This is a genomic window from Enterobacter wuhouensis, from assembly GCF_004331265.1.
Taxonomy (GTDB): domain Bacteria; phylum Pseudomonadota; class Gammaproteobacteria; order Enterobacterales; family Enterobacteriaceae; genus Enterobacter; species Enterobacter wuhouensis.
Genome location: NZ_SJOO01000005.1, coordinates 272702 through 294191, shown reverse-complemented (window position 1 = coordinate 294191; position 21490 = coordinate 272702). Strand labels below are relative to the sequence as shown.

The window sequence follows — 21490 nt, the reverse complement described above, 5'->3', positions numbered from 1 at the left end:
GCCGGGTGGCGCTGACGCTTACCCGGCCTACGATTGTGGGCCGTTGTAGGCCCGTGCAAAGCGGAGGTTATTTTACCGTCACCAGCCGCGCCGCCACAATCTGGTGCCCGGCCTGCACGTCCGTATTTTCGATGCGCTGCATGATCCTGTCCGCCAGCGTGTAACCCATCTCGCGCGCGGGAGTGGTGGCCCAGACGATCGGCAGATCGTCGAGCGCATTTTCGCCGACGTCGGCGAACGCCCCGAGCGCCACCTGGTGGCCGAAGAAGGTTTCAACCCCGCCCTCGCCGCTTTGACGCCCTGCGCGGATCAGGCCAAACCAGGCCCCCATCGCAATCACGTCGTTATAGCAAATCACCGCGCTAATGGTGGGGCTGGCGCGCAGCAGCGAACCGATTGCTTCTGCGGCTTTCTTCTGGCTGGATTCGCACTCCACCACCCATTCGCTGTGGAACGGTAGCCCGTATTTGATAAGCGTTGAGCAGTAGCCGCCGACCCGCTCGGCTCGCGTGAGGGATGAACTTTGCCCCCCGAGCCAGGCGATGCGCTGATGTCCACGACGAATAAGATGCTCGGTCAACATTTGTGCCGCCTGCATGTTGTCCGGACGAAGCGTGTCGGCTTCATCCAGATAGCTCGCGCGGGAGGCAAATACCAGCGGCACGCCCTTCTCTGCGGCACGCTCGCATAATTCACTGCCGACGCCTGACGCCCCGGCAACAATCACGCCATCAACGCCCTGCGTCAGCAGCATATCCAGCCGGGAGAGAAGCTGATCGGCCTCGCGCCCGCCGTGCAGAAGAAAGACCATTCGCCCCTGGGCCTCAAGCGCTTCCGTTAAGCCGGCGGTCAGCTCTGCATAAAACGGCGACGTCAGGTCGCGAACAATCAAACCAATCACCCCGCTTTGCCCGCCGCGAAGCGCTGATGCCTGGCGATTACGCACAAAGCCCAGTTGCTCAACCGCCTCGTTAACCCGCTGACCGGTCGCAGGAGATATACGCCCTTTCCCGCTCAGCACCAGCGAAACGGTACTGACAGAGACGCCAGCCGCCAGGGCGACATCGTTAATGGTGATCTTTTTCGCTACGGCCATGTCTTGGCGTGACTCCCTGATAATGAGATCGGTAAAACGTTTTATCAATACGTTATCTTTATACTACCAGTAAAAGCCTGAGAATGTGATTTAGCGCGCACTAAAGTTTGATAAAACGTTTTATCTTCTCGCTGCATTGACGCAGGTAAATCTTTTCAAACCATCAAGGAGTCGTTTTATGACGGCGAAAGCAGCACAAAAAATATCGCTGTGGGAGTTTTTCCAGCAACTGGGTAAAACCTTTATGCTGCCCGTGGCGCTTCTCTCATTCTGTGGGATCATGCTGGGGATCGGCAGCTCGCTGAGCAGCCATGATGTCATCACGCTAATTCCTTTCCTCGGCAATCCTGTGCTGCAGGCGATCTTCATCTGGATGAGCAAGGTCGGCTCCTTTGCGTTCAGCTTCCTGCCCGTCATGTTCTGTATCGCCATCCCGCTGGGTCTGGCGCGTGAGAACAAAGGCGTGGCTGCATTTGCCGGTTTCGTTGGTTATGCCGTGATGAACCTGGCGGTCAACTTCTGGCTGACCGCGAAAGGCATTCTGCCGACTACCGATGCCGCCATCCTGAAGGCGAACAACATCCAGAGCGTGATTGGTATTCAGTCCATTGATACCGGGATCCTCGGCGCGGTTATCGCAGGCGTGATCATCTGGATGCTGCACGAGCGTTTCCACAACATTCGCCTGCCGGACGCGCTGGCGTTCTTCGGCGGCACCCGCTTTGTGCCGATTATTACCCTCGTGGTCATGGGGCTGTTTGGCCTGATCATTCCGCTGATTTGGCCGGTCTTTGCGATGGGCATCACCGGCATTGGCCGCATCATTAATGGCGCGGGTGATTTTGGTCCGATGATTTTCGGTACCGGCGAACGTCTGCTGCTGCCGTTTGGCCTGCAGCATATTCTGGTGGCGCTGATTCGCTTTACCGAAGCGGGCGGCACCATGGACGTGTGCGGTCACGACGTCAGCGGCGCGCTAACCATCTTCCAGGCGCAGCTGAGCTGTCCGACCACGCACGGCTTCTCCGAGAGCGCCACCCGCTTCCTGTCACAGGGTAAAATGCCAGCCTTCCTTGGCGGCCTGCCGGGCGCGGCGCTGGCGATGTACCACTGTGCTCGCCCGGAAAACCGTCATAAAATTAAGGGCCTGCTGATCTCCGGCGTGATTGCCTGCGTTGTCGGCGGCACCACCGAGCCCATCGAATTCCTGTTCCTGTTCGTTGCGCCGGTGCTGTACCTCATCCACGCCGTGCTGACCGGTCTGGGCTTTACCGTCATGGCCGTGCTGGGCGTGACCATCGGCAACACCGACGGCAACGTGATTGATTTCGTGGTATTCGGCATCCTGCACGGCCTGTCTACCAAGTGGTATCTGGTGCCGGTTGTGGCGGCAATCTGGTTCGCGGTGTACTACGGTATCTTCCGCTTCGCTATCACCCGCTTTAACCTGAAAACACCGGGCCGCGATCTGGATACCGCCAGCAGTGTTGAGCAGGCGGTTGCCGGTACGGTAGGAAAATCCGGCTACAACACCCCTGCTATTCTGGCTGCGCTGGGCGGCGCGGAAAATATTACCTCGCTGGATAACTGTATCACCCGCCTGCGCCTGTCGGTGGCGGATATGTCCAAAGTCGATACCAACGCGCTAAAAGCCAACCGCGCCATTGGTGTGGTACAGTTAAATCAGCATAATTTGCAGGTGGTTATCGGCCCGCAGGTACAGTCGGTGAAAGACGAACTGGCGACCCTGATGCGAACAGTAGAAGCCTGATGCCTCAGCCCCCTCTCATGAGGGGGTTTTACTTTAAGGATTAACGTCATGTTTGATTTTTCTACCGTCGTGGATCGCCACGGCACCTGGTGCACCCAGTGGGACTACGTGGCCGACCGCTTTGGCGCGGCAGACCTGCTGCCGTTTACCATCTCGGATATGGATTTTGCCACCGCGCCCTGCATTACCGAGGCGCTGCACCAGCGCATTAACCACGGCGTGTTTGGCTATAGCCGCTGGAAAAACGAGGAATTTCTGGCGGCGGTCGCCCACTGGTTCCAGCAGCGTTTTAACAGCCGTATTGATACGACGACTCTGGCGTATGGCCCTTCCGTTATCTACATGGTGTCCGAGCTGATCCGTATCTGGTCGAACCCCGGCGATGGCGTGGTGGTGCATACGCCGGCTTATGACGCATTTTATAAAGCGATAGAGGGCAACCAGCGCGCGGTAGTGCCTGTCGCCATGCAGAAACAGGCCACCGGCTGGCAGGGTAATATGGCAGCCCTTGAAGCGGCGCTGGCGAAACCGGAAAACAAAATCCTCCTGCTCTGCAGTCCGCAGAACCCGACGGGCAAGGTCTGGACGCGCGAAGAACTCACGCATATGTCCGGGCTGTGCGCACGCTATGGCGTGGCGGTGATTAGCGATGAAATCCACATGGACATGGTATGGGGAGACCATTCCCACACGCCGTGGAACGACGTCGCGCGTGGCAAATGGGCGCTGCTGACCTCCGGCTCCAAGAGCTTCAACATTCCGGCGCTCACCGGGGCATACGGCCTGATTGGCGATGACGAAAGCCGTGACGCCTATCTTAGCGCGCTCAAGGGCCGCGATGGTCTTTCATCCCCTTCCGTGCTGGCGCTTACCGCGCACATTGCCGCCTATCAGCAGGGTGAAGCCTGGCTGGACGCGCTGCGGGCCTATCTTGAAGAAAATCTGCACTATATCGCTCGCGAACTGAACGGTGCTTTTCCGAAACTTAACTGGCAGCCGCCTGAGGCGACCTATCTTGCGTGGATCGATCTCAGCCCGCTGGGTATTGATGACGGCGCTCTGCAAAAGGTGCTGATTGAGCAGGAAAAGGTCGCCATCATGCCGGGATATACCTACGGTGAAGAGGGGAACGGCTATGTTCGCCTGAACGCTGGCTGCCCTCGCAGCAAGCTGGAACAAGGGGTGACGCGCCTTATTGCCGGCATCAATACCCTTCTGTAATGCTTTTGCGCAACGGAATATTCCCTTGCGCAAATAGCTTTTTACCTCGTTTTGTTTTTATAATATGGCGCACTTTAACCAGAAAAGAGTGCGACCATGATTGATACACGCCTGCCCTTAACAGATATTCACCGCCACCTTGACGGTAACATTCGTGCCCAAACCATTCTCGATCTTGGCCGCCAGTTCAATTTATCCCTTCCCGCTCAAACGATAGAAGCGCTGATCCCGCACGTGCAGGTCACCTCAAACGAACCGGATCTGGTGAGCTTCCTGAGCAAACTCGACTGGGGCGTGAAGATGCTGGCCTCGCTGGATGCCGTTCGCCGCGTGGCATTCGAGAACATTGAGGATGCGTCCCGCAACGGACTGCATTACGTCGAACTGCGTTTTTCACCCGGCTACATGGCGATGACGCACAACCTGCCGATCGCTGGCGTGGTGGAAGCCGTAATTGAAGGCGTGCGTGAAGGATGCAACGCGTTCGATGTCCAGGCTCGACTGATTGGCATCATGAGCCGTACCTTCGGCGAAGCCGCCTGTCTTCAGGAGCTTGAAGCACTCCTGGCCCATCGTGACCAGATCACCGCGGTGGATCTGGCCGGTGACGAGCTTGGCTTCCCGGGCAGCCTGTTCCTCTCCCACTTTAACCGCGCGCGCGATGCGGGCTGGCACATCACCGTGCATGCCGGTGAAGCGGCAGGTCCGGAAAGCATCTGGCAGGCTATTCGCGAGCTGGGTGCCGAACGTATCGGTCACGGCGTGAAGGCGGTAGAAGATCGCGCCCTGATGGATTTCCTGGCGGAGCAGCGTATCGGAATTGAATCCTGCCTGACGTCCAACATCCAGACCAGCACGGTATCGTCGCTGGCGCAGCACCCGCTGAAAACCTTCCTGGAACACGGCGTGCTGGCCACGCTGAACACCGACGATCCGGCGGTACAGGGCGTGGATATTATTCATGAATATAACACCGCTGCGCCGCAGGCGGGCCTGAGCCGCGAGCAGATCCGCCAGGCGCAGATTAACGGGCTCGAAATCGCCTTCCTGACGCCCGCGGAGAAGCAGGCGCTGAGGGATAAAGTGGCTCGCGGTTGAGCATTTGCCGGGTAGCGGCTACGCCTTACCCGGCCTACAAGAACATTCAGAACTTATGCCAGACAGAGCGTGGCGCGATGTTTGGCAGATTCGATGCCCAGCTCAATCAGCTCCATAATCTGAATCGCCTGGCTCGCCGGAACCGGGTTTTCTCCAGAGCCATTTAGCGCATCGCGGATGGCGGCGTAATAGGCGGGATAGTTGCCGGGCAGGGTCAGCAGCGTTTCCTCCACCAGCGTCTCGCCCTCGGCTCGCGTGACCACCCCATCACGCATATCGTATCCCCAGTCTTCCTGCGGTAAACGCTCCCCGTTTTTCAGGCGATCTTCCTGCGGGTCCAGACCAAACTTCACGTAGCTTCCCCGGGTGCCGTGGAGGATATAGCGCGCAGATTCGGCCGCGGCGAGCATCGTCCCATGCAGGATAATGCGCCGCTGTGGATAGCTTAATACGGCGTGGAAGTAGTCCGTCGCCTGTGCGCCCGGCCGGAGCTGAGCCAAATCGACGGTCATGCTCACCGGCAGACCAAAGAGATTAACGGCCTGGTCAAGTAAATGCGGGGCTAAATCGTACCAGATGCCGCTGCCCGGCCCTGCCTGTTCCCGCCAGCGATTACGCACCTGCGGGCGGTAGCGGTCGAAGTGCGATTCAAAATACGCGATTTCGCCCAGCGTCCCCTCGCTCAGCAGCGCCTTTACCGTCAGGAAATCACTGTCCCAGCGTCGGTTGTGAAATACCGAAAGCAGCCTGCCGAGGCTTTTTGCCAGCGCCTCCAGCTCGCGCGCCTGTGACAACGTCACGGTGAAGGGTTTATCAACCACCACGTGCTTCCCCGCCTCCAGCGCGGCTTTTGCCAGCGGGAAGTGGGTATCATTTGGCGTCGGGATCACAATCAAATCAATATTCGGATCGTTGAAAAGATGCTTAGGTTCAGAAACAACGGGAACGTTGGGCCAGTCGGCATGAACTTTGGCTGCGTCGCTGCTTGAAACTGCCGCAAGCGTCATTCCCGGCGTCCCGGCAATCAAAGGCGCGTGAAAGGTTTTACCCGCATAACCGTAACCAATAAGCCCGACACGGATGCTGTCACTCATTGCAATGCCCTCTAAGGAATTATCTTATTTCACACTGGCTATTCTGGTTCATTACCGATTAATAATGTGCCATAGGCGTTAAAATAGCATCCTGCACCAGCCGTTTTTGTTAAAATAATGTAACCTTCTGATTTTGATTAGGGGAACCGTTCCCAAAGCACTTGCCGTCTCGAATAGGTCGCTGTAACATTTGCAATCTGTATTTATGGATAAATTACAAACACGAATCATGACGTCAATTATTAATCGAATCATTGAATTAGCGGGATGGATTGTTCTTGGGGTATCGGTCATTTTGCTTGGCGTTGCCAGCCACATCGATAACTACCAGCCGCCGGAGCCTGTCACAGTCGCACAACCGAAGTGATCGAGCACGGCAATAAAGCGTGACACATTATGTCAGTTAGCTGTTGCCAGTCTTGTTGAACGCGGTTACCCTTCTTTCCAGGCATCTCCTGATGCCTGATCTTTCAGCAAAGAAAACTCCTAATTTAGTCGCGTTATCTGAGCGGGCTGTTTACGTCTTAATTAATCCGTTTATTATTCGATCGAATTACCGTTGCCGGTATTACTCCTTTTATATGGAAGCTTATTAACATGACAGTTCAGGACTATTTATTAAAATTCCGCAAGATCAATTCCCTTGAGAGCCTGGAAAAACTGTTTGACCACCTGAACTACACGCTGTCGGATAATCAGGACGTCATCAATATGTATCGCGCTGCCGATCACCGTCGCGCTGAGCTTGTCTCCGGTGGACGGCTGTTCAACGTGGGTGAAGTGCCCAAGTCCGTATGGCGATACGTTTTATAAGAAAGTAGCCATCCGTGTGAAATGTTATATACTCAGCGCCCTGCAAATTTCTGTATAACATTTCGCGCAGACCTATCGGAGAGTTCATGACCGCAACGCCTGGAGAGAGAATTGGAGGCTGGTTAATCGCCCCGCTGGCATGGCTGCTGCTTGCCTTATTAAGCGCATCGCTTGGGCTTCTGCTTTATACCACCGCGCTGGTTACCCCTCACGCCATCAAGACGTTAATGTCCCAAAGCGTATTCAACATCGTGATGTGGCTTGTCTCTTTCGCTTTCGCGATAGCGATGTGGTACTACACGCTGTGGCTGACCATTGCGTTCTTTAAGCGCCGTAAAGGTGTGCCTAAGCACTACATTATCTGGCTGCTGATTTCAGTCCTGCTGGCGATTAAGGTCTTTGCCTTTGCACCAGTTTCTGACGCTCTGGCCGTTCGCCAGCTGCTTTTCCCGCTGCTGGCCACCGCACTGCTGGTGCCCTACTTCAAACGCTCTGCGCGCGTGAAGAGAACTTTTGTTAACCCGTAATAACCTTACAGTTAACCTGTTGTCGCCTGTTGTGGTTTATCCGATAATAGGCGGCTTTTTTATTTCAGGCTAAATAATGACCGATTACTTACTGCTCTTTGTCGGCACAGTGCTGGTTAACAACTTCGTACTGGTGAAGTTCCTTGGCCTGTGCCCGTTTATGGGGGTTTCCAAAAAGCTGGAGACCGCAATGGGCATGGGGCTGGCGACCACCTTCGTGATGACGCTGGCCTCCATTTCCGCATGGTTGATTGATACCTGGATCCTGATCCCGCTGGACATGATCTATCTGCGCACCTTGTCCTTTATTCTGGTGATTGCGGTGGTTGTGCAATTTACCGAAATGGTGGTGCGTAAAACCAGCCCGGCGCTGTATCGCCTGCTGGGTATTTTCCTGCCGCTGATCACCACCAACTGCGCCGTGCTCGGCGTGGCGCTGCTGAACATCAACCTCGGACATAACTTTATGCAATCGGCGCTGTACGGCTTCTCTGCCGCCGTCGGTTTCTCTCTGGTGATGGTCCTGTTCGCCTCTATACGCGAACGCCTGGCGGCGGCAGATATCCCTGCCCCCTTCCGGGGAAATGCGATCGCGTTGGTCACCGCAGGTTTAATGTCTCTGGCCTTTATGGGCTTTAGTGGTCTGGTGAAGTTGTAATGAATGCTATCTGGATTGCCATCGCCGCCATCAGCGTTCTGGGGTTGGTGTTTGGTTTGATTCTGGGTTACGCCTCCCGCCGTTTCGCGGTTGAGGACGATCCCGTTGTTGAAAAAATCGATGAGCTTCTGCCGCAAAGCCAGTGCGGCCAGTGCGGCTACCCGGGCTGCCGTCCCTATGCGGAAGCCGTTGGCGTTCAGGGTGAAAAAATTAACCGCTGTGCGCCGGGTGGCGAAGCGGTGATGCTGAAAATCGCCGCCCTGCTCAACGTCGATCCGCAGCCTGTGGACGGCGATGTTGAGGCGCAGGAGCCGGTCCGCGCGCTGGCGGTCATTGACGAAGCGAACTGCATTGGCTGCACCAAGTGTATCCAGGCGTGTCCCGTTGACGCCATTGTCGGCGCAACGCGCGCCATGCACACCGTTGTGGCGGATCTGTGCACCGGCTGTAACCTTTGCGTCGCCCCCTGCCCGACGCAGTGCATAACGTTACGCCCGGTCGAGACGACTACCGAAAGCTGGAAGTGGGATCTTCAAACCATTCCGGTTCGCAACATTCCCGTGGAACAACATGCTTAAGTTATTTTCTGCATTCAGAAAAGAGAAGATTTGGGACTTCGACGGCGGTATCCATCCGCCGGAAATGAAAACCCAGTCCAACGGCACGCCGCTGCGCCAAATTCCGCTGGCGACCCGTTACGTTATGCCGCTGAAACAACATATCGGCGCAGAGGGTGAGCTGTGCGTTAAAGAAGGCGATAGCGTTCTTCGCGGACAGCCGCTGACCTTTGGTCGCGGACGCATGCTGCCGGTTCACGCCCCCACCTCCGGCACAATCGTTGCAATTGCCCCGCATACCGTTGCACACCCATCGGCGCTCTCTGAGCTAAGCGTGATAATTGAAGCCGACGGCGAAGACCGCTGGATCGAGCGCGACGGCTGGAGCGATTACCGCTCCCGCAGCCGTGAAGATCTGATCGAACGCGTTCATCAGTTCGGCGTGGCCGGCCTTGGCGGGGCAGGCTTCCCGACGGGCACGAAGCTGCGCGGCGGCGGCGACAAAATTGAAACGTTAATCATTAACGCCGCCGAATGCGAACCTTATATTACCGCCGACGATCGCCTGATGCAGGACTGCGCCGCGCAGGTGGTGGAAGGTATCCGCATCCTTGCCCATATTCTGCAGCCGCGCGAAGTGTTGATTGGGATAGAGGATAATAAACCGCAGGCCATTTCCATGCTGCGTGCGGTCCTGGCAGGCAGCCACGATATTAGCCTGCGCGTTATTCCAACCAAGTATCCGTCTGGCGGCGCAAAACAGCTGACCCAAATTCTGACCGGCAAGCAGGTTCCGCACGGCGGACGTTCATCTGATATCGGCGTGCTGATGCAGAACGTGGGTACGGCCTATGCCGTTAAACGCGCGGTAGTGGATGGAGAACCCCTCACCGAGCGCGTGGTGACCCTGACCGGCGGATCGGTTTCCCGTCCGGGTAACGTCTGGGCGCGTCTGGGAACCCCCGTACGCCATCTGCTGGATCAGGCCGAGTTTTGCCCCGGCAGCGATCAGATGGTGATTATGGGCGGCCCGCTGATGGGCTTTACCCTGCCGTGGCTGGACGTGCCGGTGGTTAAAATTACCAACTGCCTGCTCGCCCCTTCGCCAACGGAAATGGGCGAAGAGCAGGAAGAGAAAGGCTGCATCCGCTGCAGCGCCTGTGCCGATGCCTGCCCGGCAGACCTGCTCCCGCAGCAGCTCTACTGGTACAGCAAAGGCCAGCTGCACGATAAAGCCACGGCGCACAATCTGGCGGACTGCATTGAATGCGGTGCCTGCGCCTGGGTCTGCCCGAGCAACATCCCGCTGGTGCAATATTTCCGCCAGGAAAAGGCGGAGATTTACGCCATTTCCATGGAAGAAAAACGCGCCGCCGAAGCAAAAGCGCGCTTCGAAGCCCGTCAGGCACGACTGGAGCGCGAGAAGGCCGCTCGTCAGGAGCGACACAAGCAAGCCGCCGTGCAGCCAGGTGAAAAGGATCAGGATGCAATCAAGGCCGCGCTGGCTCGCGTTCGCGAGAAAAAAGCGACCGCCGCACAGCCTGTTGTCATCGCCGCTGGCGAGAAGCCGGATAACAGCGAGGTGATTGCAGCCCGTGAAGCGCGCAAGGCCGAGGCGCGCGCGCGTCAGGCGGAAAAAGCGCAAAGCGCGCCACAGCCTGAAACGGATGTCGATCCGCGTAAAGCCGCCGTTGAAGCGGCGATTGCCCGTGCCAAAGCGCGGAAAGCGGCGCAACAGGAACAGGTAGCTGAACCTAAAGCGCCGGTCGATCCCCGCAAGGCCGCGGTCGAAGCCGCGATTGCCCGCGCCAAAGCGCGAAAAGCCGCTCAGCAGGAAGAACAGCCGCAGGCCGCTAACGACGACCCGCGCAAAGCTGCCGTCGCCGCCGCGATCGCGCGCGTTCAGGCGAAGAAAGCCGCACAGCATGCAGTTAACGAGGATTAAATGGTTTTCAGAATCGCAAGTTCCCCTTATACCCATAACCAGCGCCAGACATCGCGCATTATGATGCTGGTCTGCCTGGCCGCGCTGCCGGGCATCGCCGTGCAGTATTGGTTTTTCGGCTGGGGAACCCTGTTCCAGATAGTCCTGGGCTGCGCCAGCGCCCTGGCCGCGGAGGCGCTGGTCCTCAAGCTGCGCAAGATGGATGTTCCCCGCATTCTTAGCGATAACTCGGCCCTGTTGACCGGCCTACTGCTGGCGATCAGTATTCCGCCGTTCGCACCGTGGTGGATGGTGGTGCTGGGTACCGCGTTTGCGGTGATTATCGCCAAACAGCTTTACGGCGGATTAGGGCATAATCCCTTTAACCCGGCGATGATTGGCTACGTGGTGCTGCTGATCTCTTTCCCGGTGCAGATGACAAGCTGGCTGCCGCCGCATGAGATTGCCGCCACCGTGCCGGGCTTCATGGACGCCCTTCAGGTTATCTTTACCGGCCATACGGCGCTCGGTGCCGATATGAACTCGCTGCGGATGGGCGTGGACGGTATCAGCCAGGCGACCCCGCTCGATACGTTCAAAACCTCACTGCATGCCGGGCAGAGCGTTGAGCAGATCATGAAATCTGCCATCTACAGCGGCATGCTGGCGGGTGCGGGCTGGCAGTGGGTCAACCTCGCGTACCTTCTCGGTGGGCTGTTCCTGCTGCAGCAAAAAGCAATTCGCTGGCATATCCCGGTCAGTTTCCTGGTGACGCTGGGCGTCTGCGCAACGCTGGGGTGGGTAGTTAATCCTGCATCCTTCGCAAGCCCGCAGATGCACCTGCTCTCCGGTGCCACCATGCTGGGCGCATTCTTTATTCTGACCGATCCGGTAACGGCGTCGACCACCAACCGTGGACGTCTGATTTTCGGTGCACTGGCCGGGCTTCTGGTGTGGCTGATCCGCAGCTTTGGCGGCTATCCGGACGGTGTGGCCTTCGCGGTGCTGCTGGCAAATATCACTGTTCCACTCATCGACTATTACACGCGTCCGCGCGTATACGGCCACCGTTAAGGGTTTCGCGATGCTGAAAACAATGCAAAAACACGGCGTCACGCTGGCCATTTTCGCCGCCGTACTGACAGGGCTAACCGCCCTGGTCAACGCCCTGACCAAAACGACCATCGATGAACAGGCAGTGAAGCAGCAAAAAGCGTTGTTCGATCAGGTGATCCCGTCTGATTTCTACGATAATGACCTGCAGAAAAGCTGCTTTATTGTGGATGCACCGCAGCTCGGCAAAGGTACGCACCGCGTCTTTATTGCCCGCAAAGGCGATAGCGCAGTGGGTGCCGTAATGGAAGCAACTGCACCGGACGGCTATTCAGGCGCGATTCAGCTTCTCGTGGGCACTGATTTTTCCGGTACCGTTCTCGGAACCCGCGTGACGGAACATCACGAAACGCCGGGCCTTGGCGATAAAATCGAAACGCGCCTGAGCGACTGGATCCTGCATTTTGCCGGCAAAATCATTCATGGCGAAAACGATACCGCCTTTGCGGTGAAAAAGGACGGCGGCGAATTCGACCAGTTTACCGGCGCGACCATCACGCCGCGCGCGGTGGTTAACGCCGTGAAACGAGCCGGGCTATACGCTGAAACGTTGCCCGCGCAGATCAACAATCTTCCGGCCTGTGAGGAGTAGTCATGAGCCAGGTTAAAGAGGTTATCGTTCAGGGGCTGTGGAAGAACAACTCTGCGCTGGTGCAGCTGCTGGGGATGTGTCCGCTTCTCGCGGTGACATCGACCGCCACTAACGCCCTGGGGCTGGGGCTGGCAACCACGCTGGTGTTGACCCTGACCAACCTGTCCATCTCCGCACTGCGCCGCTGGACGCCTACGGAAATCCGTATTCCGATTTACGTCATGATCATTGCGTCGGTGGTGAGCGTCGTCCAGATGCTGATTAACGCCTACGCGTTTGGTCTGTACCAGTCGCTCGGAATTTTCATTCCGCTTATCGTGACCAACTGTATAGTGGTCGGGCGCGCAGAAGCCTTTGCCGTGAAGAACAGCCCGGCGATGTCGGCCCTCGATGGTTTCGCCATCGGTATGGGCGCAACCTGCGCAATGTTCGTGCTGGGGTCGCTGCGCGAAATTCTGGGCAACGGCACCCTGTTTGACGGTGCCGATGCGCTGCTGGGCAGCTGGGCTAAGGTATTGCGCATCGAAGTTTTCCACACCGACACGCCGTTCCTGTTGGCGATGCTTCCACCCGGCGCTTTTATTGGCCTTGGCATGATGCTGGCGATAAAATACCTCATTGATGAAAAACGTAAGCGCCGCGCGGCCGAGCGCAGCGTACAGGAAGGGATACCCGAGAAGGCTTCATGAATAAAGAGAAACGCATTGCGATCCTGACCCGTCTGCGGAATGAAGATCCACATCCCACGACGGAGCTGAATTTTAACTCACCGTTTGAGCTGCTGATCGCGGTGCTGCTTTCTGCCCAGGCCACGGACGTGAGCGTCAACAAGGCCACTGCCCTGCTCTATCCGGTGGCTAATACGCCGAAGGCGATGCTGGAGCTTGGCGTTGACGGCGTGAAGTCGTACATCAAAACCATTGGCCTGTTTAACAGCAAGGCCGAAAACGTGATTAAAACCTGCCGTATCTTGCTGGAACAACACGGTGGCGAAGTACCGGAAGATCGCGCGGCGCTGGAAGCTCTGCCGGGCGTTGGCCGCAAAACGGCCAACGTGGTGCTGAACACGGCCTTCGGCTGGCCGACCATCGCCGTTGATACGCACATTTTCCGCGTCTCTAACCGCACGAACTTCGCCCCCGGCAAAAACGTTGAGCAGGTAGAAGAGAAGCTGTTAAAAGTGGTTCCCGCCGAGTTTAAGGTCGATTGCCACCACTGGCTGATCCTGCACGGGCGCTATACCTGCATCGCACGCAAGCCCCGCTGCGGCTCGTGCATCATTGAAGATCTCTGCGAATTTAAAGAAAAAGTGTACGCCTGACGCGCGTTGCCTTTCTTTCCATGCATTCAATCCCTTATAAAAGGAAGGCCTAACTGCAGACCTTCCTGTTGACCCATTATTGTCCGCCAGGCACGCTAGTTACCTTATCGATTGTTCGGTTATTTAACACTCAAACAGGTTAATTGTTTTTTCATCACCAAAAATTTCTATACATATGTGATCAAGATCACTCTGATAACGTCATGTTGAATTTTTGTTGTTAAAAGCTTTGTAAAGCCTTTGCCAGACAAGATTTAACCGATCATACGCCGCAGATAAGACCAGTCATTTTTCAGAATATGGGCTATATCACTGCCTTTAAGGGTAAATAGCAGAACATATCGCCATACAGCCACTTTACAGGGGCTTTCGTAGTGAAAAAAACCAACAATACTCAACCAATGAGATTTAACGCTAAATAACATTTGCATGTTCGGATGATTATACCACCTCAGTTATATGTAACAGAGTATTACAAACGTATTGCCAGACGAGTCAGGATAGTGAACATTACCCGCCGTTTCCCCTCCCAATATAACTATAAAGCGGATGGACTACGGTCATCACGCTATGAACACCCCCGTTAATATGGGATGTAAAAAAAGAGGTATATGTGTCTACTGCAAACAATAAACCAACAGATGAAAGCGTGAGCCTTAACGCTTTTAAACAACCAAAAGCGTTCTATCTGATCTTCTCCATCGAGTTATGGGAGCGTTTTGGTTACTACGGCCTGCAAGGGATCATGGCTGTTTACCTGGTTAAACAACTGGGTATGTCGGAAGCGGATTCCATCACACTGTTCTCTTCTTTCAGTGCACTGGTGTACGGCCTGGTTGCCATCGGCGGCTGGCTGGGCGATAAAGTCCTCGGGACCAAACGCGTCATTATGCTGGGCGCTGTTGTCCTGGCAATTGGTTATGGTCTGGTTGCATGGTCCGGGCACGATGCGGCTGTGGTCTATATGGGTATGGCGACGATTGCCGTCGGTAATGGTCTGTTTAAGGCAAACCCTTCCTCCCTGCTCTCTACCTGCTATAACAAAGATGACCCACGTCTGGACGGTGCATTCACCATGTACTACATGTCCATCAACATTGGTTCATTCTTCTCTATGCTGGCAACACCATGGCTCGCCGCGAAATTCGGCTGGAGTGTGGCGTTTGCGCTGAGCTTCGTGGGTATGCTGATCACCGTGGTGAACTTCCTGTTCTGCCGCAGCTGGGTTAAAGACTACGGTTCCAAACCTGACTTCGAGCCGGTTCACATGGGTAAACTTCTGGCCACCATTGTGGGCGTTGTGGTCCTCGCTGCAATCGCGACCTGGCTGCTGCATAACCAGGGTGTTGCTCGCGCCGTTCTGGGTGTGGTTGCGCTGGGTATCGTCTGCATCTTTGCGAAAGAAGCCTTCGCCATGCAGGGTGCTGCTCGTCGTAAGATGATTGTGGCGTTCATCCTGATGCTGGAAGCGATTATCTTCTTCGTTCTGTACAGCCAGATGCCAACCTCTCTGAACTTCTTTGCCATTCGTAACGTTGAGCATTCCATTCTGGGTATCGCGTTCGAACCTGAGCAGTTCCAGGCATTGAATCCGTTCTGGATCATGATTGGCTCCCCTATCCTGGCCGCAATCTATAACAAGATGGGCGACCGTCTGCCAATGCCGCACAAGTTCGCAGTGGGCATGGTGCTGTGTTCTGGCGCGTTCCTGGTGCTGCCGCTGGGGACCAAATTTGCGTCCGACGCGGGTATCGTCTCCGTTAACTGGCTGATCCTGAGCTACGCCCTGCAGTCTATCGGTGAGCTGATGATCTCCGGCCTGGGTCTGGCGATGGTTGCACAGCTGGTGCCGCAGCGTCTGATGGGCTTCATCATGGGTAGCTGGTTCCTGACCACCGCCGGTGCGGCCATCATCGCTGGTAAGATTGCTAACCTGATGGCGGTTCCGGAAAACGTCACCGACCCGCTGCTTTCCCTGAACGTGTACGGCACCGTGTTCATGCAGATTGGTATTGCTACTGCGGTAATCGCAGTGCTGATGCTGCTGACTGCTCCGAAGCTGAACCGTATGACTCAGGACGACGACAAATCCGCAAAGGCGAACGAAACCGCAACCGCGTAACGTCATCGGGAAACGACTGAAAAGAAAAAAGCCGCTAATGCATTAGCGGCTTTTTTTTTATTCGAACGCACACTAACATAGCTGGAACCTCAGCAAAAAGGAGTTACCGATGAAACTGTTCTATAAACCGGGCGCCTGCTCTCTTGCTTCCCATATCACCCTTCGCGAGAGCGGCAAAGATTTCACGCTGGATGGCGTTGATCTGATGAAAAAGCGCCTCGAGAACGGCGATGACTTTTTTGCGATCAATCCCAAAGGACAAGTTCCGGCTCTGCTGCTGGATGACGGTACGCTGCTGACCGAAGGCGTGGCGATTATGCAGTTCCTCGCGGACAACGTGCCGGATCGTCAACTGCTGGCACCCACCGGCAGCATTTCCCGCTACAAGACGCTGGAATGGCTGAACTACATTGCCACCGAACTGCACAAAGGCTTCACGCCGTTGTTCCGCCCGGATACTCCGGAAGAGTACAAGCCGACCGTGCGTACGCTGCTGGAGAAAAAGCTCCAGTACGTTAACGAATCGCTGAAGGACGAACAGTGGATTTGCGGCGCGCGTTTTACCATTGCCGATGCGTATCTGTTTACCGTTCTGCGCTGGGCGCGCGCGGTTAAGCTGAATATGGAAGGTTTAGACCACATTGCATCTTACATGCAGCGCGTAGCGGAACGCCCTGCCGTCGCAGCGGCGCTGAAGGCGGAAGGATTGAACTAACCGAGCGGCCTGTATTGCCGGGCGGCGCTGCGCTTACCCGGCCTACAAAATCGTTGCTCTTACAGTTGCGTGGCGCTGAAATAATGCTCCGGCTTCGCGATACGATCCTGCGCCGCGACCACCTGCAACTCATATTCCTGCATATTTTTCGTTGCAATCATGACCTCATAGACTGCCGCTGTGACGTGCTCAAGGGCATCGCGCAGGCTCGCCCCCTGCAGCAGCTTCACCAGCAGCAGGCCGCTGGTAACGTCACCGACACCCACAGGCTGACGCACGCCAAAATCCACCAGCGGGCGGCTGATGTGCCACGCCTCGTCTTTGGTGACCAGCAGCATCTCAAAACGGTCCTTGCTCAGCCCTGCACGCGCAAGATGCTTGACCAGCACAATCTCCGGCCCCTGCGCAATTAACTCACGAGAAGCGCTTATAGCCTCTTCAACGCTGTTAACCGCATGCTCGCAGAGGATTTCCAGCTCGATCAGGTTTGGCGCAATGATATCGCTGGCCGGCAGCGCATGGCGGACGTGAAACTCTGCTACGCCAGGCGCAACGATGCAGCCCTTCTCCGGATGCCCCATGACGGGATCGCAGAAATACTTTGCCTCGGGGTTCGCCGCCTTCACCTGACGCACGATGCCGAGGATATGCTCCCCCTGCTCTGCGGAGCCGAGATAACCGCTCAGCACCGCGTCACAGCGCTTCAGCTGGTCGATATCCGCAATCCCCTGAACGATTTCCGTCAGATGCGAGGGCGGCATGACGCAGCCGGTCCATTTGCCGTACTGCGTGTGGTTGGAAAACTGTACGGTATTTAAGGGCCAGACGTTGGCACCGAGGCGGCGCATCGGGAATTCCGCTGCGCTATTGCCAGCATGTCCAAACACAACGTGGGACTGAATGGCGAGGATGTTCTTCATTTTTTGCTTACCAAACCCTGAAAAAACAAAAGGGGCGTGGTTTCCCACGCCCCTGAGCACTTTTATTTACTTCCAGCAGACGAGACAGTAATTTTTCTTACCGCGACGCAGCAGGGTGTAACGTCCGTACAGACGATCGCCGTCGACGAAGGTGTATTCCGGGTCAGCCTGCTTTTCACCGTTGATGGTGATCGCGTTGGAGGCGATGGTTTTACGCGCCTGGCCGCGAGACGGTTGCAGCTCGGAGTCCACCAGCGCCTGCATAAGATCTGCGCCTTTTTCCATCTCAACCATTGGCACGCCGTCCTGCGCCAGCTGTTCGAAGTCCGCTTCGCTTAAGTCGCTCAGCGTACCGTTGAACAGGCTCGCGGTGATGCGTTTTGCCGCAGCCAGCCCTTCCTCACCGTGAACCAGTTTGGTCACTTCGTCCGCCAGCACATACTGCGCGCGCGGGGCTTTACCGCTGTTTTTGTCTTCTTCTTCCAGAGCATTGATGGCCTCAATGTCCATAAAGGTGAAGAACTTGAGGAAACGGTAAACGTCGGCATCCGCCGTGTTGATCCAGAACTGGTAGAACTTGTACGGGCTGGTTTTCTTCGGATCGAGCCACACCGCGCCGCCTTCGGTTTTACCAAACTTGGTGCCGTCAGCTTTGGTGATCAGCGGTACGGTCAGGCCGAAGACCTGATTCTGGTGCAGACGGCGGGTTAAGTCGATACCGGACGTAATGTTGCCCCACTGGTCGGAACCGCCAATCTGCAGGGCAACGCCGTGCAGTTTGTTCAGACAGGCAAAGTCATAGCCCTGCAGCAGGTTATAGGAGAACTCGGTAAAGGAGATGCCCTGGTCGTCACGGTTCAGACGCTGCTTAACGGCTTCTTTGTTAATCATCTGGTTAACAGAGAAGTGCTTGCCGATATCACGCAGGAACGTCAGTACGTTCATACCGCCAAACCAGTCGTAGTTGTTTGCGGCAATCGCAGCGTTATCGCCACAGTTGAAGTCGAGGAACGGAGCCACCTGCTTGCGGATTTTATCTACCCACTCCTGCACGGTGTCTTCGGTGTTCAGTTTACGCTCAGCGGCTTTGAAGCTTGGGTCGCCAATCAGACCGGTCGCGCCGCCAACCAGTGCAACAGGCTTATGGCCCGCCATCTGGAAGCGTTTCAGGCATAACAATGGAACAAGATGCCCCAAATGCAAGCTGTCAGCGGTGGGGTCGAAGCCGCAATAGAGCGCGATCGGGCCTTGCGCCAGTCGCTCTGCTAACGCTTCCTCGTCCGTCACCTGAGCCACGAGGCCCCGCTCTTGCAATTGTTTAATCAAGTTACTGCTTGCCATCCAATTCTCCATGTATAAACGACTGCACCTTTGCCGGTACACGACTTTTCGCCTGATGCGAAAGGACCATAGAATAAAGCGCTGGCGCACGTAGCGCTAGCGCTTAACACAACAAATTTCGGGGATTAGGGTGCCAGTCTGTCGATTTTCCAGCCGCTGTTCTCGCGCTGGTATAAAAAGCGGTCGTGAAGGCGATGTTCGCCCCCCTGCCAGAACTCCATCTGTTCAATCGGGATGCGGAAACCGCCCCAGAAGCTGGGCAGCGGAACCTCACCCTGCTGGAATTTCTGTTTCAGCTCGAGGAATTTGCTTTCCAGCACGCCGCGGGCCGAAATGCGGCTGGACTGTTTTGACACCCAGGCGCCAATCTGGCTGTCGCGCGGGCGGCTGTGGAAATACTTCACGACTTCCAGGGTGGAGAGCCGCTCGGCTTTGCCCGTCACCATGACCTGACGCTCCAGCATATGCCACGGGAACAGCAGGCTAATGCGCGGATTGTTTTCCAGGTGGTGTGCTTTGCGGCTGCCGAGGTTGGTGTAGAACACCAGCCCTTTCTCATCATAGTGCTTGAGCAGCACGATACGCTGATAGGGTTGGCCGTTTTCATCAACCGTTGCGACGACCATCGCCGTGGGATCGGCGAGCTTCGCTTCACAGGCCTGTTTCAGCCAGCGTTCAAAAAGCACCAGCGGTTCGGCGGGAAGATCCTGGCGACGCAGGCCGCCTTTGGTGTATTCACGGCGCAGATGCGCAATTTGCTGCAGTTCGTCGTTATCTGACATGGCGTTAGCTGAAATTGACATTGGGTGGCGCTATTGTGCGCCGCCCCTGTGAAAATCTCAACGCTTCGGGTTTTCTAACTGGCAATTGTTCAGCACGATGCGGTCGCGTTTATAGACCGTTGCGCTGTCGCCTTTAGACCAGAACACGTAGATACCGTCCGTATAGCGAGCGCCGGAGGCCGACATCCCCTGCTTAAGGGTCAGCAGTTTGTTGTCATAGACAAAGCTTGCTTCCTGACGCGGATTATTCACTTTTACGGTCAGCGGCTTTTCATCGCAGCGATACGCCAGGGTATCGGTCTGCATGCGCTCAACGAGTTGGTTATAGGCGCTGCACCCTGTCATCAATAGAGGGAGAGCAAGAAGAAGATATTTTTTCATGGGCGTATTCCGAAGACTATCCTGGTCCTGGAGGACATTCCTGCCCTCCTGTTTTTGGTCCATTTTAACGGCAGAAAGCGGTCCTGAATTTCAGTTAACTCTGATTATGGCGGGGGTTTGCCGGGAAAATAGCGCCCAGCACGCTGGCATCACGCGCGCCGGTGACCGAAGGAAGGTTGCCGGGCAGCCCGGCTACGGTACGCCAGGCAAGCCATGCGAACGCCAGCGCTTCCATATCATCACCGCTGATCCCGGCGTCGTCCGTGGTGGTCACTTCGGTACCCGGTAGTAACCCCGCCAGGCGCGCCATCACCAGTGGGTTTCGGCTTCCGCCGCCGCAGACCAGCAGGCGCTCGCATCCTCCGCTCAGGAGAACCTGTTCCGATATGGACACCGCGGTTAACTCGGCAAGCGTGGCCTGCACGTCCTGCGGCGCAAGCGCGGGGAATGGCGCAAGCTGGCGTTCCAGCCAGCCATAGTTGAAATATTCTCGTCCGGTGCTTTTCGGTGCCGGCAGAGAAAAATAGGGGTCGCTAAGCATGGACTGCAGTAAAGGAATGATCACTTTACCTTCGCTGGCCCAATCAGCATCTTTATCGTAGGGCTTACCGCACTGCCGCCAGATCCACGCATCCATCAGCATGTTACCCGGGCCGGTATCGTAACCGCGCACCGGCTGGCCGGGGATCAGCATCGACAGATTTGCAATGCCTCCTATGTTGAGCACCATTCGGCGCTCAACCGGGTGCGCCAGCAGCGCCTGATGGAATGCGGGCACCAGCGGCGCTCCCTGCCCCCCAAGGGCGATATCACGACGGCGGAAATCCCCCACGACCGTAACACCCGTTTTCGCCACAATCTGGTTGTTATCACCAATCTGCAGGGTATGCGGCGCGTCACCGGTGGGTTCATGCCAGACGGTTTGCCCGTGGCAACCGATGGCGACCACGTCCTGCGGCTGCAGGTTTTCTTTGCGCATCAGCGCCAGCACCGCGTCAGCAAACAATGCCCCCAGTCGTACATCAAGCTGGCCAAGTTGAGAAAGCGTAAGTTGCTGGCCCTGACAGATACTCAGGATGTCCTCTTTCAAGGAGACGGGTATCGGCCAGGTCAGGCTCGCCTGCTGTGCCACCATGTTTTCATCTATGGCGGCCAGAACAACATCGACCCCATCAAGACTGGTACCTGACATCACACCAATGTAGCGACCCGATTTCATGCGCTTTCCTTACGTTATGTGGGCTTAAGATAAACACTCCAACATAAACAGCGCCGCTTTGCTATGCGGAGATAATATTTTTTAACAATGTCAGGGAGGTCACAGCGGAATTTTTGTTTATATCTCGTTAAGCCAAATTCAAGTACACTTTTCCTATTGTTAGTGCAAAGGTAGGAATGATGGCCGTTAATGCCATATAATTTAGCCATAACGGATGCCCGAACC

At 56.2% G+C, this 21490-nt stretch carries 22 protein-coding genes; 15 read left to right on the top strand and 7 right to left on the bottom strand.

What is annotated here, in order from left to right:
• Window positions 1–67 precede the first annotated feature (67 nt).
• Window positions 68–1096, bottom strand: coding sequence for a Mal regulon transcriptional regulator MalI (locus E0L20_RS14150; protein WP_131634492.1), 1029 nt, complete (start codon window positions 1094–1096; stop codon window positions 68–70).
• Between the two features lie 178 nt (window positions 1097–1274).
• On the opposite strand from E0L20_RS14150, the gene malX reads away from it, so the two are divergent.
• The 3 genes from malX (at window position 1275) to add (ending at window position 5186) form a co-directional block, all read left to right on the top strand.
• The gene (malX, locus tag E0L20_RS14145) at window positions 1275–2867 is read left to right on the top strand and encodes a maltose/glucose-specific PTS transporter subunit IIBC (protein WP_131634491.1); all 1593 of its coding nucleotides are present in this window, start codon (window positions 1275–1277) and stop codon (window positions 2865–2867) included.
• Window positions 2868–2915: 48 nt separating this feature from the next.
• Window positions 2916–4088, top strand: coding sequence for a MalY/PatB family protein (locus E0L20_RS14140; RefSeq protein WP_131634490.1), 1173 nt, complete (start codon window positions 2916–2918; stop codon window positions 4086–4088).
• A 96-nt stretch (window positions 4089–4184) separates the two neighbouring features.
• Window positions 4185–5186 (top strand): adenosine deaminase, encoded by a 1002-nt coding sequence (gene add / locus E0L20_RS14135; protein ID WP_131634489.1) that lies wholly within the window; start codon window positions 4185–4187, stop codon window positions 5184–5186.
• Window positions 5187–5239: 53 nt separating this feature from the next.
• Here the strand turns inward: add and E0L20_RS14130 are convergent, their stop codons facing one another.
• The gene (locus E0L20_RS14130) at window positions 5240–6280 is read right to left on the bottom strand and encodes an oxidoreductase (protein WP_131634488.1); all 1041 of its coding nucleotides are present in this window, start codon (window positions 6278–6280) and stop codon (window positions 5240–5242) included.
• 241 nt (window positions 6281–6521) lie between these two features.
• On the opposite strand from E0L20_RS14130, the gene blr reads away from it, so the two are divergent.
• The 12 genes from blr (at window position 6522) to gstA (ending at window position 16622) form a co-directional block, all read left to right on the top strand.
• Entirely contained in the window at window positions 6522–6647 is a 126-nt protein-coding gene (blr, locus tag E0L20_RS14125) for a division septum protein Blr (protein WP_168112406.1), read from the top strand.
• A gap of 230 nt (window positions 6648–6877) precedes the next feature.
• The gene (gene ydgT / locus E0L20_RS14120) at window positions 6878–7093 is read left to right on the top strand and encodes a transcription modulator YdgT (protein ID WP_131634487.1); all 216 of its coding nucleotides are present in this window, start codon (window positions 6878–6880) and stop codon (window positions 7091–7093) included.
• A gap of 86 nt (window positions 7094–7179) precedes the next feature.
• A complete protein-coding gene (locus tag E0L20_RS14115; protein ID WP_131634486.1) occupies window positions 7180–7620 on the top strand; it encodes a DUF2569 domain-containing protein in 441 nt (146 codons plus the stop codon).
• Between the two features lie 76 nt (window positions 7621–7696).
• A complete protein-coding gene (rsxA, locus tag E0L20_RS14110; protein ID WP_131634485.1) occupies window positions 7697–8278 on the top strand; it encodes an electron transport complex subunit RsxA in 582 nt (193 codons plus the stop codon).
• On the top strand, window positions 8278–8856 hold the full coding sequence (rsxB, locus tag E0L20_RS14105; protein ID WP_131634484.1) for an electron transport complex subunit RsxB: 579 nt from the start codon (window positions 8278–8280) through the stop codon (window positions 8854–8856). Before rsxA ends, rsxB begins: the two co-directional genes overlap by 1 nt.
• Window positions 8849–10780, top strand: a complete 1932-nt coding sequence (gene rsxC, locus E0L20_RS14100; RefSeq protein ID WP_131634483.1) for an electron transport complex subunit RsxC — start codon at window positions 8849–8851, stop codon at window positions 10778–10780. Before rsxB ends, rsxC begins: the two co-directional genes overlap by 8 nt.
• Window positions 10781–11833, top strand: a complete 1053-nt coding sequence (gene rsxD, locus E0L20_RS14095) for an electron transport complex subunit RsxD (protein WP_131634482.1) — start codon at window positions 10781–10783, stop codon at window positions 11831–11833.
• 10 nt (window positions 11834–11843) lie between these two features.
• Window positions 11844–12464 carry an electron transport complex subunit RsxG gene (rsxG, locus tag E0L20_RS14090; RefSeq protein WP_131634481.1) on the top strand — a complete coding sequence of 207 codons (621 nt, stop codon included), beginning with the start codon at window positions 11844–11846 and terminating at the stop codon, window positions 12462–12464.
• A gap of 2 nt (window positions 12465–12466) precedes the next feature.
• Window positions 12467–13153, top strand: a complete 687-nt coding sequence (locus E0L20_RS14085) for an electron transport complex subunit E (protein WP_131634480.1) — start codon at window positions 12467–12469, stop codon at window positions 13151–13153.
• Entirely contained in the window at window positions 13150–13785 is a 636-nt protein-coding gene (gene nth, locus E0L20_RS14080) for an endonuclease III (protein ID WP_131634479.1), read from the top strand. Before E0L20_RS14085 ends, nth begins: the two co-directional genes overlap by 4 nt.
• 613 nt (window positions 13786–14398) lie before the next feature.
• Window positions 14399–15907 (top strand): dipeptide/tripeptide permease DtpA, encoded by a 1509-nt coding sequence (gene dtpA, locus E0L20_RS14075; protein ID WP_131634478.1) that lies wholly within the window; start codon window positions 14399–14401, stop codon window positions 15905–15907.
• A 109-nt stretch (window positions 15908–16016) separates the two neighbouring features.
• Window positions 16017–16622, top strand: coding sequence for a glutathione transferase GstA (gene gstA / locus E0L20_RS14070; protein WP_131634477.1), 606 nt, complete (start codon window positions 16017–16019; stop codon window positions 16620–16622).
• Window positions 16623–16681: 59 nt separating this feature from the next.
• Here the strand turns inward: gstA and pdxY are convergent, their stop codons facing one another.
• From pdxY to anmK, 5 genes are all read right to left on the bottom strand, one after another.
• Window positions 16682–17542: a pyridoxal kinase PdxY gene (gene pdxY / locus E0L20_RS14065; RefSeq protein ID WP_131634476.1), complete on the bottom strand. Its 861-nt coding sequence runs from the start codon at window positions 17540–17542 to the stop codon at window positions 16682–16684.
• Window positions 17543–17608: 66 nt separating this feature from the next.
• Window positions 17609–18883: a tyrosine--tRNA ligase gene (gene tyrS / locus E0L20_RS14060; RefSeq protein ID WP_131634475.1), complete on the bottom strand. Its 1275-nt coding sequence runs from the start codon at window positions 18881–18883 to the stop codon at window positions 17609–17611.
• 125 nt (window positions 18884–19008) lie between these two features.
• On the bottom strand, window positions 19009–19665 hold the full coding sequence (pdxH, locus tag E0L20_RS14055) for a pyridoxamine 5'-phosphate oxidase (protein WP_131634524.1): 657 nt from the start codon (window positions 19663–19665) through the stop codon (window positions 19009–19011).
• Window positions 19666–19722: 57 nt separating this feature from the next.
• Window positions 19723–20046, bottom strand: a complete 324-nt coding sequence (gene mliC / locus E0L20_RS14050; protein ID WP_131634474.1) for a C-type lysozyme inhibitor — start codon at window positions 20044–20046, stop codon at window positions 19723–19725.
• Window positions 20047–20140: 94 nt separating this feature from the next.
• The gene (anmK, locus tag E0L20_RS14045; RefSeq protein ID WP_131634473.1) at window positions 20141–21265 is read right to left on the bottom strand and encodes an anhydro-N-acetylmuramic acid kinase; all 1125 of its coding nucleotides are present in this window, start codon (window positions 21263–21265) and stop codon (window positions 20141–20143) included.
• Window positions 21266–21490 lie beyond the last annotated feature (225 nt).